General features: G+C 34.9%; 12 protein-coding genes. 9 read left to right on the top strand and 3 right to left on the bottom strand.

The annotated features are described in order from the left end of the window. Nucleotides 1-191: hypothetical protein (locus tag ACP6PK_RS25465; protein WP_426563764.1), on the top strand; the 191-nt coding region annotated here is incomplete at its 5' end. A gap of 503 nt (nt 192-694) precedes the next feature. On the opposite strand, the gene ACP6PK_RS25470 is transcribed toward ACP6PK_RS25465, so the two are convergent. Together ACP6PK_RS25470 and ACP6PK_RS25475 are read right to left on the bottom strand one after the other, a co-directional pair. Then, a complete protein-coding gene (locus tag ACP6PK_RS25470; protein WP_094676406.1) occupies nt 695-991 on the bottom strand; it encodes a Mo-dependent nitrogenase C-terminal domain-containing protein in 297 nt (98 codons plus the stop codon). A 142-nt stretch (nt 992-1133) separates the two neighbouring features. Further along, the gene (locus ACP6PK_RS25475) at nt 1134-1358 is read right to left on the bottom strand and encodes a CP12 domain-containing protein (RefSeq protein ID WP_094676408.1); all 225 of its coding nucleotides are present in this window, start codon (nt 1356-1358) and stop codon (nt 1134-1136) included. Between the two features lie 258 nt (nt 1359-1616). On the opposite strand from ACP6PK_RS25475, the gene ACP6PK_RS25480 reads away from it, so the two are divergent. From ACP6PK_RS25480 to ACP6PK_RS25500, 5 genes are all read left to right on the top strand, one after another. After that, nucleotides 1617-3548 carry a carbamoyltransferase family protein gene (locus ACP6PK_RS25480; RefSeq protein ID WP_426563766.1) on the top strand — a complete coding sequence of 644 codons (1932 nt, stop codon included), beginning with the start codon at nt 1617-1619 and terminating at the stop codon, nt 3546-3548. 464 nt (nt 3549-4012) lie between these two features. Beyond that, the gene (locus tag ACP6PK_RS25485; protein WP_426563768.1) at nt 4013-5227 is read left to right on the top strand and encodes an amino acid ABC transporter substrate-binding protein; all 1215 of its coding nucleotides are present in this window, start codon (nt 4013-4015) and stop codon (nt 5225-5227) included. A 72-nt stretch (nt 5228-5299) separates the two neighbouring features. Beyond that, nucleotides 5300-6712 carry a GTPase domain-containing protein gene (locus ACP6PK_RS25490; protein ID WP_426563770.1) on the top strand — a complete coding sequence of 471 codons (1413 nt, stop codon included), beginning with the start codon at nt 5300-5302 and terminating at the stop codon, nt 6710-6712. Nucleotides 6713-7060: 348 nt separating this feature from the next. Further along, on the top strand, nt 7061-7534 hold the full coding sequence (locus ACP6PK_RS25495) for a hypothetical protein (protein ID WP_426563772.1): 474 nt from the start codon (nt 7061-7063) through the stop codon (nt 7532-7534). A gap of 357 nt (nt 7535-7891) precedes the next feature. Further along, nucleotides 7892-8011, top strand: coding sequence for a type II toxin-antitoxin system HicB family antitoxin (locus ACP6PK_RS25500; RefSeq protein WP_426563774.1), 120 nt, complete (start codon nt 7892-7894; stop codon nt 8009-8011). A gap of 354 nt (nt 8012-8365) precedes the next feature. On the opposite strand, the gene ACP6PK_RS25505 is transcribed toward ACP6PK_RS25500, so the two are convergent. After that, the gene (locus ACP6PK_RS25505; RefSeq protein WP_246844471.1) at nt 8366-9172 is read right to left on the bottom strand and encodes a lipase family protein; all 807 of its coding nucleotides are present in this window, start codon (nt 9170-9172) and stop codon (nt 8366-8368) included. 488 nt (nt 9173-9660) lie between these two features. On the opposite strand from ACP6PK_RS25505, the gene ACP6PK_RS25510 reads away from it, so the two are divergent. The 3 genes from ACP6PK_RS25510 (at nt 9661) to ACP6PK_RS25520 (ending at nt 12426) form a co-directional block, all read left to right on the top strand. Next, a complete protein-coding gene (locus ACP6PK_RS25510) occupies nt 9661-10074 on the top strand; it encodes an SxtJ family membrane protein (RefSeq protein WP_426563777.1) in 414 nt (137 codons plus the stop codon). Then, the gene (locus tag ACP6PK_RS25515) at nt 10075-10239 is read left to right on the top strand and encodes a DUF5989 family protein (RefSeq protein ID WP_094676416.1); all 165 of its coding nucleotides are present in this window, start codon (nt 10075-10077) and stop codon (nt 10237-10239) included. A 984-nt stretch (nt 10240-11223) separates the two neighbouring features. Then, nucleotides 11224-12426 (top strand): SGNH/GDSL hydrolase family protein, encoded by a 1203-nt coding sequence (locus tag ACP6PK_RS25520; protein ID WP_426563779.1) that lies wholly within the window; start codon nt 11224-11226, stop codon nt 12424-12426. Nucleotides 12427-12930 lie beyond the last annotated feature (504 nt).

Raw genomic sequence — 12930 nt, forward strand, 5'->3', positions numbered from 1 at the left:
TAGAGAAACGCAACATAATTTATATCGATCTTATTGCTGAATTTAGAAAGAGAATGTCTAATGAAAAAGTAGAAACAGTATTCTTGGGAGGTGATGGGCATTATTCTGTATTTGGCAATGAATTTTTTGCTAATGTTTTATATGAAAAGTTGTTATCTTTGTCAGAAGTTAGAGTAATTTTACAGCAGTAGAATAATTTTATAGGTTGATTTTTATGCTGAATGCTAAAAGCTGATAGCTAGTTAAGATCAAGGCGAGCGATCGCTAAAATTAAACTTACTTGACTATGCCACTGATAAAATTCTAATAATCCTACTCAAGAGCAAATATAAATATTTGGCACGGGTGATTTAAGTAGTTTATTTACCTATTAGTTCTGACTATTATGGAAATGAATCTGATTTTTGGCGACAATATCTACAGGTAGAGTTAGAGAAACGCAACATAATTTATATCGATCTTATTGCTGAATTTAGAAAGAGAATTTCTAATGAAAAAGTAGAAACAGCATTCTTAGGCGATAATGGGCATTATTCTGTATTTGGCAATGAATTTATTGCTAATATTTTGTATGATCAGTTATTGTCTTTACCAGAAGTTGCAGTAATTTTAGAGCGGTAGAAAACTGCTGTAAATCTCAGACTGGGAAATATTTTTCTCACTATTGTCTGTTGCCGAATATCCAGAATTATATTTAACAGTAAGGAGTAATATCTTCTAAACAAACATCAGCTAAGAAAGTCAAAGCGCGAAAGCGTAAACTAATTATTTCATAGTAAAAAGGATTCAATTTACACATAGGTGGAATTTTTAAAACTGTACGCCCGAAAAATTTAATATCTCTGGCGAAAGGGCATTGAGCCGGAATAAATTGACATAACTTTCTGGCAAATTCCGCATTATTAATATCTACATTATTAATAAAGTTGCGACCAGGTTGTAACAAGATGTCAATAATATTGTTGGGATAATTATTTGTAGTAACTTGCATTTTTTTTCTCCAATTTTTAGAAAATTAATTGCAATGATAATCGTTGCTCAAAATGGATAAAGTAGATTGAAAATTGCGGATATTAAACTTTTTAATTTCTAACTCTTTGCTTGTGCTTACTGAATTATTGTGTAATTAATTATTATGGATAAATATTGCACTCAACAGCATCAGGGTTTTCCCTACAGTAATCATCAAACATAGAAGTTATTTGCTGTTTATGGTGATTGACTGCACTACTCATAAACTCTTCAAATATTTGCCAAGCAATTGGAGATTTAGCCTCCTCAATATCTTCTAAATTAGTAACCGAATGAGCATGGGGAAATATTACCGTAACTTGCTTTTTTGAACTTCTAGTAGACATCTATTTAACTGTTATTTAATCTTGCTTTACTTCATATTTTTAATATACAGATAATTAAAGCGGATGACAATACTAATTTTATATAAAAATTATTTATCATTCATAGGCAGAGCTTATCTGCTTTGGCCCAGGAAATAGTTTTCAATGTTGGACTAAATTAGACTATGCTTGTATGAACTATAATCTGAGGATATTTAGCTAAAGTTTTCGCCAATTGCAGCTAAACAGTCTATCAGTGAGGAGAAAAAATTTATAGATATGAACATCCTGGGAATCTCAGCTTATTACCACGACAGTGCCGCCGCCCTCGTATGTGATGGAAAAATTATTGCCGCCGCCCAAGAAGAAAGATTTTCTCGTAAAAAACATGATGCCAGATTTCCGAAAAATGCTATTTCCTATTGTTTGAAGGAAGCGAATATCGAATTACTTGACCTAGACCAAATAGTTTTCTACGACAAACCTTTAGTTAAATTCGAGCGACTCCTGGAAACTTACCTTAGTTATGCTCCTAAAGGTTTTCGCTCTTTTCTGATGGCAATGCCAATTTGGTTAAAAGAAAAATTATATCTGAAAACCGTTTTAAGAAAAGAATTATCTACATTAGGTCAGTGTAAAGCATCCCATCTTCCCCAACTGATGTTTACCGAACATCATCAGTCTCATGCAGCTTCGGCATTTTTCCCCAGTCCGTTCGATCGCGCTGCGGTAATGTGTCTGGATGGAGTTGGTGAATGGGCGACTACTTCGGTTTGGTTGGGAGAAGGAAATAAACTGACTCCCCAGTGGGAAATTGATTTTCCTCACTCGTTGGGTTTGCTCTATTCAGCTTTTACTTATTACACTGGTTTCAAAGTCAACTCTGGGGAATATAAACTTATGGGTTTAGCTCCCTACGGAGAACCTAATTATGTGGATTTGATTTTAAATAATCTGATAGATTTAAAAGCTGATGGTACTTTCCGGTTGAATATGGAATATTTCAACTACACAACCGGGTTGACTATGACTAATGAGAAGTTTGACAAATTGTTTGGCGGACCTCCTCGGAAAGCGGAAACAAAAATTAGTCAACGGGAAATGGATATTGCTGCTTCTATTCAGAGAGTGACTGAAGAAGTAGTGTTGCGTCTGAGTCGAACCGTGCAAAAAGAACTGAATGCTGACTATCTTTGTTTGGCAGGGGGAGTTGCTCTGAATTGTGTGGCGAATGGTAAAATTTTACGGGAAGGAATTTTTAAAGATATTTGGATTCAACCTGCTGCGGGAGATGCTGGTGGTGCGTTGGGTGCTGCTTTAGCTATTTGGTACGAATATCACGATCAACCGCGAGTTATAGAAAAGGTGGTTGAGAATATTCCAGAAAAGGAATTAGTTTCTGTGGAGTCTGGAAATACTGCTGTTTCTGTGGCAAAACCTCCTGTTTGTCGCGCTCCTAATGACATGATGCAGGGAGCTTATCTCGGACCGAAATTTGCAGATGAGGAAATTCGGGAATATCTAGATGCTATTCAGGCGAAATATGAATATTTGCCAGATTCGGAGTTAATGCCACGGTTAGCAGAAATTTTAGATAATGGCAATGTTATCGGATGGTTTCAAGGTCGGATGGAATTCGGACCCCGCGCTTTGGGAGGGCGGTCTATTATTGGCGACCCCCGGAATCAAAAAATGCAGTCGGTGATGAATTTGAAGATTAAGTATCGGGAGTCTTTTCGACCTTTTGCGCCTTCGGTTATGGCAGAACGAGTTTCAGATTATTTTGAGATCGAACATTCTAGTCCTTATATGTTGTTGGTAGCTCCGGTGCAAGAGAATTTGTTAATTCCCATGACTGAGGAGCAAAAACAGTTGTTTGGAATTGAGAAGTTGAACGTGCCGCGATCGGAAATTCCAGCTATTACTCATGTTGATTATTCGGCAAGAATTCAAACTATTCATCAGGAAACTAACCCTCGGTATTATGAATTGATTCGGCATTTTGAGAAGTTGACGGGATGTGGGGTAATAGTGAATACTTCTTTTAATGTAAGAGGTGAGCCTATTGTTTGTACGCCCGAAGATGCTTATCGGTGTTTTATGCGGACTGAGATGGATTATTTGGTAGTCGAGAATTTTTTGATGGCGAAGACTCAGCAAATTCCTTGGCAAAAGGATGAGTCTTGGAAACAGGAATTTGAATTGGATTAAAGTAGGGGTCAAAAGTTATTTTGGTTTTGCTGAGTGGTTATCATTTATAGAATTAGGTATCAAAGAAAAAATTAGATTTTTTGTTTCTTGATTATAACCTTGACTACTGGTCATTATGTCTCAGCAAAGCCATAATTTTCTGCATAATTTTTTTATGATAATATTGCCAAATTACTCTAATTTTTAATAAGCTCTTTTTCTAAGGTGAAAATAATTTAATCTAATCTCTGAAATCATTAGTGAATAAATTTTTTAGCTTGCTTATAAACTTATATAGCGGTTAAATACTTATCGTATCTACAAAAGAAAGGCAGAGGGCAGAAGGCAGAAGGCAGAAGATAAAGAAAGGTCGAAAGGAAAAAAGTTTTTCTTCAACTAATTATCCGGATTCTATATTATAAGCATCGAACTCTGGTTAAGATGAAGAAAAAATCGGAAATTGAATATTTCAAGTATTATTTCCTATGACTTTAAGCCGTCGAATTTCTAGTAAAATTATCCTTTTAATATTAATTTGCCTAGTTTCTTTTATTGTCACAGTGAGGATATATGTTGACCATCACCTAAAAAAGTGTAGTGATCAAAACAATACTCCTCATCATACTTTAACTCAACCTCCTAATACATCAGATCAAAGTATATTGGAACAGGTTATGGAAAGGGGAAAACTAAATTGTGGGGTATATGGTAATTTGGCTGGCTTCAGTAATGTGAGCCAGATTGATATGACGCAAGACAATATTGAAGAACAAAAGCAAGAAAATACTTCTGGCTTTGATATAGATATATGTAAAGCTATTGCTGTGGCTATTTTCAATGATCCCAAAGCAGTAAAATATAAGTATCTGGATAGTGAAGAACGTTTAAAATCAAAAGAACACCTTGAATCAAAAAAATATGATGTTCTTTCAAGAAATACAACATGGACTGTAAGTAGGGATGTATCTGATAACAATATAGAATTTGGTCCAATAGTTTTTTATGATGGACAGGGTATTTTGGTTAGAAAAAATAGTGAAGTAAAGTCACTTAATGATCTAAATGGTACAACAATTTGTGTCAAAGCAGGAACTACTAACCAGGAAAATTTGGATGATGAAAAGGAGAACCGTCAATTAACATTTCAAATTAAACCTTTCCGATCTCAAAAGGATATCAATAGACGATACAAACAAGGTGAATGTCAAGCAGTAACTGCTGATAAATCACAACTTGTTGGATTGTTAAGCTCGCTTAACAATCCAAGTGAACATACTATATTACCTGAAACCTTATCTAAAGAACCTTTAGCTCCCGCTGTAATCGACAGTGATCAACAGTGGGTTGAAATTGTTCGATGGGTTGTATTTACTCTGATAGAGGCTGAAGAATTAGGAATTAATCAAAATAATCTTGAGGAAATGAAAGATAGTAAAGACCCTAAGATACGTCGTTTTTTAGGTCTAGAAAAACAAGAAAAAAGTATAGGTTCACTTTTAGGTCTAGAAAAACAAGAAAAAAGTATAGGTTCACTTTTAGGACTTGAGCCAGATTATGCCCAAAGAATTATTGATAAAGTTGGAAATTACGGTGAAATATATAATAGACATTTCGGTCCAAATACTTCAACTCCGATTGAACGAGGGCTAAATAACTTATGGAACAACGGAGGACTAATTTATTCTCCTCCATTCCGATAATTTTCTCTAAACTAATGTAGTAATTATTATTAGACTCAATTGTTCTCAAAAAATGTATAGGATATAAATACAATGCAAAATCCTGAATTGATTAAAATTGCAGTTACCGGACATACTAATAGTGGAAAAACTACTCTGATCCAGACCTTAATAAAGAAAGAAATAGGAGAAATAGATGATCGAGCGAATGTGACTCCAAATTCTAAACCTGTCCCCTATGAATATGAAGGACTACAAGCTAGTTTTATTGATACTCCTGGTTTTCAACAAGCAAATCTTCTGCTTTTTTTACAACAACAACCACAAGGTTTAACAGAATTAAATTCAGAATTAGAGAAAAAATTAAACTATGATATGAAAGCTTGGAAGGCAATTAAATCAAGCGATGTCATATTGTATATAGTCTCTTTAGAGACAGTACCAGATGACTCCCATGAAGAAGAGATAAAGCTAGTTGTATCTGCTCAAAAAGGAGTTGTAGCTCTATTAAATAAAGGCATTTCTCTACTCCAGGTAAACACAAAATCAAATGTAGATCCTAAACTGACAAAACGAATTAAACAATGGGAAAAGGTACTTGACAATAGCGGTGTATTCAAAAACTTTGAATTTGATGCTCATTGGTATAATCCAGATCAAGTGGTAGAGATATATAGTGCTATAAAGGAATGTCTTCCTCCTGATAAAAAGCTATTCTTTGAGGAAAGCCTATCAGCCTTTCAAGAACATCAAGAAAATAAAGTTAATAAAGCTTGTAATCTAATATTCAAGTGTTTAGATAAATGTCGGCAGACAATAACTGTTCAAACCTCAGCATTTGATTACAATCTAGACAAATCAAAAGAGGAAGCTGTATTCAGAATGTCTGAGTTGCTCTATAATGCAGTGATAGACTTTATCAATAATGCTTCCGAGCTGTATTACGAAGTAGTTGTACCTTTAAATATACATGATGCAATTATCAACAATCCTAAACCTAATATAAGAAGAAAAACTAATATTAGAGAACTTTTGATATATACAGGTTCTACTACAAGTGGCCTTACTGCTCTTGGAACAACATTAGGGGTAGCTGTTGGAGCTTCCGCTTCTACTGTTTTAACAGGAGGAGTTGGAGCCGGTATTTTGATAGGTGCACAAGTTGGCTCAGTGATTGGAAGTTGTCTAGGAGGAATTTTGGGAATAGTAGACAATGCGCAGACAGATATTATTGCGCAGGTATCTACGGAGAAACTTGGTGAAATTCAGTGTATTTGTATTACCGTCATTTGGGCACTTTTACAGCATGGATTTGCTGTTGGGAAAGAAGTGGATGAGTCAGTATCTGCTCGACGTTATGAGATTGTGCCAGAAGTATGTACTGCTACTGATTTTGATTGGTTATCAGCAGATAAGGAGCAAATTATTGATCGGTGTGCAAAAAATCTCTCTGAACTTAATAAAATTCCCTTAGCTCATATTGCTAATACAGAAAATGGTATTTAAACTCTCATAGGCTCACAGACTCACAATTGCTATCTAGTCTAACAATTCACTGCAGCCGACAGTAGGGGCTTTCTCGCGAGAAAGCCCCTACATTTTGACCTTTCAGCAGTTTGACAGATTGACAATTTTATGGTAAGCAAAAAGGAAGATTGTAGTAGGTAAGCGATCGCTCCACCCCAAGCTTAATACTCTAAGGTCTCTAGTTGAGTTAATATTCTGAGTATTACTACTTGTACACCACTACCACAAAATCAATAATTGCATTTACTACATATTCTTTAGATAACTCTCTCAATGTCACCTTGTTTATGATATCCTTACTATTGTACAATAGTTGAGGAAAAAATCATGCGTACTAGAGAAGCATCTTTTTTATTAGGTATCTCCCGTCAACGTTTATTAGTTTTACTGGCTCAAGGAAGAGTCAAAGATGCTGAGAAAAATGGTAGATTTTGGGAAATACCAGTCTCTGAAAATGGAATGCCTGTAATAATTCCGGCTCGGCGTGGTCCGAAAGGTATCTGGAACAAAGAAAAACCCACCGAACCTAAAATGATTCATGTTAATCAAAACAAGATTAAAGGTAATTTCGGTAAACCTCCTGAAAAACTGGAACCAGTGCTTTCTGTTAAGGAAGGCAAGCGCAACGACTATGGTTATGAGTTATATATTCCAGGTCCTTGCCAAATTGTCTATGAACCTTACAATCCCGCACCTTGTGGCGCTCACTTGTGGATTAATACTTATAATTATGTGGAATTTATACATACTGAATTTTCACAAGACCCTGCCAGACAAACTAGCAGACAAATTTTTATATAGTTTGTTTCCATCTTAGAGTGGAAATAAAGTGAGCCTGTTTGAATCTAGAACCCTCAAAAAGTTTACGGGGTGACAAGTTTCTCACGCTTTTGGTACATCTGCTGAAAGTTGTCTCAACCAGTAAATTCAGTACGATATTTGGCAAGCAGAAATGACGGTCAGTGATATTGACGTCAAGCGTTTGTCAGGGATTTGACTTGCCTTTATCAAGTCTAAAAATTCAGTACAGCAGTTTGATAGATTGAAAATTTTGTGGTGAGCAAATAAGGAAAATTATAGCAAATAAGCGATCGCTCTACCCCTCCCCAAATACTTTTTAGACTATAGTTAATAACTTATCCAATTTAGGTTAGAGTAATGAAAATTAAAGCAATTATTTGGCAAGAAGATGGAGTTTGGTGTGGTTCAGTTCCCGCTTTACCTGGATGTCATACCTGGGGTGAAAGCTATGAACATCTTCTAGAAATGCTGGAATAAGCTATTCAAGGATGGATTGAAGTCGCCACCGACAATAGCTGTTGACTTATGTTCAGTTGTTAGCGTAACGAGTAAGGAAAATTATAACAGATAAGCGATCGCTCTACCCTTCCCCAAAAACTTTTTAAACTATGGTAACTTTGATAATTAATGTTAGTTTATTCATTAAACATTTACTATTGCCCAATTGTAATCGAGATGCTATAAGAAACCGGGTTTGCCGGAGACAAATCTCACTCAGACATCAGCATTGTATACAAACCCGGTTTCTGTCCTTTATTTATACCGATCGCTCCACCCTTTCCCAAACACTTTTTTAACTCGTCAGGGCAATATTATTAACAATTAACTCTTTTACATCAGATTCCAATTATTCACTGCTGACAAATATTTGTCCATAGAATGATCGTTTACACCATCAATACCTAGCTTGAATAGGTCGTTAGCTGCACCATCAACAGAGTCAAGAAAGTGGAACCAGAAACCAGGCTCAAGATGGAGTTCCATTTCTTCTGAAATATAAATGTAGGTACCTACATGACTATATCCCATTAGACGAGTTGGAACACGAGTAACTAAATCATTATTATTATGAAAGCGGAAGAACCTTGATTTTGCTTCTATATTGAATAAACGTGCAGTTGCATTCTCTAAAGCACGGGGTTGTCCAAAAGTATAAACAGACATAAACGGTAAACCCATGTAGATTAGCTTTGCAGCAGCAACTGTAGCCATCGCTCCCCCAAGACTATGACCAGTTAAAAATAGAGGACGTTTTTTCTTCTGTCTTAATTCCTGGTATTTGCTAAACAATGGCCCCCAACTATCTTCAACAGAATTAAAAAAACCACGATGAAACTTACCAAATAGTTTCTTAATTAGAAAAGCATTGAAGTTGTCGAACCAGTCATTTAGTTCATTGGTTCCACGGAAAGCCAGACAAAAATAGTCTTCATGTTCAACTAACATAGCCTGGGCACTATTTTTAGAGTCTCCAGTTACAGAAATGAACTTTTCATCTTCAGCTTTTAAATCTGCAATTATTTTTTCTTCATCTGGTGTATCATCTGGACGATTATAATAAACAAGTCTAGCCATTCTTGCCATCCAGTAAGCGTTATTTGCACTTAAAGAGGTTTTATAAGGTTCAATTGTTTTCAAGACTTTCTCCTGTCATTTAAGTTATTAGTTATTAGTATAGCAATCTGCGCTGCCATATTTACACATTATTTTTTGTACACCATTGTTGACTATGTTAAAATGAAAAAATTTGAAAAAAACTATGTTTAAGTAGATTTGGGTCATACTTCAGCTTCTGTTTTTACCAAAAAATCAGGTCAAAAGCCTCCCTTTTTAAGGGGATGAAAATAATATTTAACTCAGTATTTCAAGCCTCCGGCTTTAGTCGGAGGTTAACTGATAACTGTTAGCGCAGCTCCTCCGCAGGAGGCTAACTGATAACTGAAATGACCCCTTTTATTCTCAGAAGGTGAAATTGCAAAAATCATTATATTACTTGTTTAGGAGTACCCAAATGGGTTCTATCAGCCCTCAGCTCTTCTCCTCACAGGAGATAGATTTATCTTGACTTTTAACAGCTTTTCTGCTAGGACTTAAACGTTAATCAAATCTTAATTACTGATAAATTAATGAGCGATCGCGAGATACCAAAAATTGATAAGAAGGGTCTCAGGGAGTTTGGTCTAATAGTAGGCGGTGTTTTTGGGGGTTTATTTGGTCTATTATTACCGTTACTCCACAGACATTGGCCTCCACCTGCATGGCCTTGGGTAATTGCTACTCCTCTATTGGTATTGGCAGTTGTTTCACCTCCGACTTTGGAACCTGTTTATAAGTTTTGGATGCGGGTGGGAATTTTCCTAAGTAAGATTATGACTCCTCTCTGGATGGGGTTAGTATTTTATCTTGTAGTTATGCCAATGGGTGTAATTATGCGAATGTTTAAAAAAGACCCTATGGAGCGACAATTGAATGTTGAAGCGTCAACTTATCGGGTAATGAGTCAATTAAAAACTAGAGAAAGTATGGAGCGACCTTTTTAAATGTTTGAAGGAATATTAGACTTTCTCAAAGACATTTGGGGTTTTATGAGAGAGCGGAAAAAATATTGGTTATTGCCCTTGATTATTACTTTGGTATTGTTAGGAGCTTTGATTATTGCTAGTCAGTCTTCTGTAATTGCTCCGTTTATTTATACTTTGTTTTAATCTGATTATCTTGGTACAAGGAAGGAAAAGGTTTGTTTTTGAATACTACATTTCTCTTCCTTGACTTCTAGTTAGTCTAGGCAGAAATAAAAAGTTAAAAGTATTAATTGATCAGGCTTTTATGATTTTGTTGATGATGGGTTATTGACACAATACTGAAGTAGCAGTTTAGAAGTTTTCTGGTAAAGATTAATTTTTCATTATTGATGTATTACCTATTAGTCAATACCTCATTCAACAATTAATAATTAACAATTATAGCAGTTTTTATTAATATAGAGTACAGAGATTTGAGTTTAAAGAAAGAAGGAAGAAGGCAGAAGGCAGAAGGCAGAAGGAAGAAGGCAGAAGGAAGAAGTTTTGTAGTCAACATGAGTGAAAACCGCTATAATAATTAATAATTACCTATTCTTATAAAGAATAGGATTTTGCTCAAGGATTTTTTTTCTCTTGAAATAGAAGGCTTTATACCTTAATTTTCGGTAAAAAATATCTTAGAAAGTGAATAAAAAAACAAAGAAAAGAAGCCTGAATTAGGAAAACATTGGCTTGAGGTGGTAGGTGAAATTAATAATTATTAGCATTGGTCTATCAAGATTAAAATTTTAGGTATTGGGAGTGTTTTGCTCCGTTTGCATCAGCATCTTGCTCCATTTCCATGAGAATTTTTCTCCCTTTGTGAGTGAGACACTGATACAATTTATTTATGAATTTCTACTTAGAGCTAATTTATAAAAATGATAATAAAGAAAGCCTGGTTTTCTTATTGCCAGGTGGTAGTCGATAAGTTGGGTTTATTTGTCTACATTAAATATTAATTGTATGTTCTTAATAAACCATATTTATCAGAGCTGAAACTTTACTTAGGTACTATTAAAACACCAAAGAAAATTTTTAAAGTTGGGTTTATCTGTAGGATAAGCTTCCCTAACGTTTCTCAACCCAACCTACATGATTAAATGAAAAAAAATTCTAGCTGAAATAATGAAAAAGTTAAAAGCTTTGGCAGTAAATCTAGGTATGATTTTTGCCAGTTTATTTGTGGGGGTAGCGATGGCTGAAGTAGGAGTAAGAGTTGCTGGTTTGGAGGGATTAAAAAAAATGCCTGAAAGTACCCATGCAGAGTTTTATCCTACATTTCATACTATTCCTCATCCGGTTAGAGGGTGGTCTTACCAAGGAAATGTTTCTGGTTGGTGGGCGGGTGAAGGGAAGGCTTATTTAGAGTTTAATAGTCATGGTCTCAGAGGACCGGAAATTACTAAAGCTAAACCAGAAAATACTCTAAGAATTGCTGTTCTTGGAGATTCTTTTACTTCAGCGGTACAAGTTTCTTACGAGCAAACTTTTGTGGCAGTAATGCAGAAAGAATTGGGAAAATGTACTAATTTAGAAAGTCAAAAAGTAGAGGTAATTAATTTTGGAGTAGATGGTTATGGAACTGCCCAACAATTATTAACTCTCCGGGAAAAAGTTTGGGATTTTCAGCCGGATATTTTGCTTTTAGCTTTTTTTATTGGCAATGATGTTACGGATAATTCTCGACAGTTAGAAAATAATCATTACCGACCTTTTTTTGTCTATCAAAATGGGAAGTTGGAATTAGATTTATCCTTTAGGCAGCTAACTATTAGTCAAGCAAACCGCTACATGATTACTACAGTCGATAAATTACCAACTTGGCTAGTAAATAATGTCAGAATTTTGCAAATTCTCAAAAAAGTAGAGGCAGACCAAAAGAAGAGAAATGCTGCCAGACACTTTGAAAAATTACAAGCAAATAATTTTAGAGAGCCTCCTAATTCTGCTTGGCAAGAAGCTTGGAAAATTACAGATGAACTAATCGGAATTATGGCAAAAGAAGTACAAGAAAAAGGAGCAGAATTTAAAGTCGCTACAGTAATGACTCCCATGCAAGTCAATCCTAATCAAGAATGGCGAGAAGAATATATGAAAATTATGAATATTCAAGACTGGTTATATCCTACAAAAAGACTGCAAAATTTAGGAGAAATTTATAATTTTTCTGTAATTGATTTAGTTGAACCTTTTGAGAATTATGTTCAGGAAAATCCAGTCTGTTTTCATGGGTTTAAAAATACGGCAATGTGTACAGGTCATTGGAATGCTACAGGACATAAATTAGCCGGAGAAATTATTGCTGAAAAGTTGTGTGAAGGTTTATAGGGGAGTAAGGGAGAAAGTTAGCATTTTGGATAGACAAGGGAATAAAAATCAAGTGACAATTCTTCTAAGCAGGAAATTGAGTTGAATAAAAAGTCATGCGGATATGCGAGTGACACCATTAAAATTTTAGAATATCACAAAAATTGTGAGGATGCAACCGAGAATCCTTTGACGCGCCGATTTTTTTTAGGTAGCTCTCAGAGAATGAAAATGTTTGTAGTTTTCTACTTAGGAGGAATTTATGGAAAGATTTAATGATGGAAAAAATATGATTCTAATCTTAAAAGTAAGGGAGTCTTATCAGTTATTAGTTATCAGTTATTAGTTATCAGTTATTAGTTATCAGTTATTAGTTATTAGTTATTAGTTATCAGTTATCAGTTATCAGTTATTAGTTATTAGTTATCAGTTATTAGTTATTAGTTATCAGTTATTAGTTATCAGTTATCAGTTATCAGTTATTAGTTATCAGTTATTAGTTATCAGTTATTAGTTATTAGTTAT

Origin of the sequence: Dapis hubbardiae BLCC-M172 (assembly GCF_050016015.1) — a bacterium.
In the GTDB taxonomy this organism is placed as follows: domain Bacteria; phylum Cyanobacteriota; class Cyanobacteriia; order Cyanobacteriales; family Microcoleaceae; genus Trichodesmium.

Excerpts from the sequence above, each read along its gene's own strand:
- ACP6PK_RS25480 (WP_426563766.1), top strand. The coding sequence starts at position 1,617 with ATGAACATCCTGGGAATCTCAGCTTATTACCACGACAGTGCCGCCGCC.
- ACP6PK_RS25500 (WP_426563774.1), top strand. The coding sequence starts at position 7,892 with ATGAAAATTAAAGCAATTATTTGGCAAGAAGATGGAGTTTGGTGTGGT.
- ACP6PK_RS25475 (WP_094676408.1), bottom strand. The coding sequence starts at position 1,358 with ATGTCTACTAGAAGTTCAAAAAAGCAAGTTACGGTAATATTTCCCCAT.
- ACP6PK_RS25470 (WP_094676406.1), bottom strand. The coding sequence starts at position 991 with ATGCAAGTTACTACAAATAATTATCCCAACAATATTATTGACATCTTG.
- ACP6PK_RS25520 (WP_426563779.1), top strand. The coding sequence starts at position 11,224 with ATGAAAAAGTTAAAAGCTTTGGCAGTAAATCTAGGTATGATTTTTGCC.
- ACP6PK_RS25485 (WP_426563768.1), top strand. The coding sequence starts at position 4,013 with ATGACTTTAAGCCGTCGAATTTCTAGTAAAATTATCCTTTTAATATTA.
- ACP6PK_RS25510 (WP_426563777.1), top strand. The coding sequence starts at position 9,661 with ATGAGCGATCGCGAGATACCAAAAATTGATAAGAAGGGTCTCAGGGAG.
- ACP6PK_RS25515 (WP_094676416.1), top strand. The coding sequence starts at position 10,075 with ATGTTTGAAGGAATATTAGACTTTCTCAAAGACATTTGGGGTTTTATG.
- ACP6PK_RS25495 (WP_426563772.1), top strand. The coding sequence starts at position 7,061 with ATGCGTACTAGAGAAGCATCTTTTTTATTAGGTATCTCCCGTCAACGT.
- ACP6PK_RS25490 (WP_426563770.1), top strand. The coding sequence starts at position 5,300 with ATGCAAAATCCTGAATTGATTAAAATTGCAGTTACCGGACATACTAAT.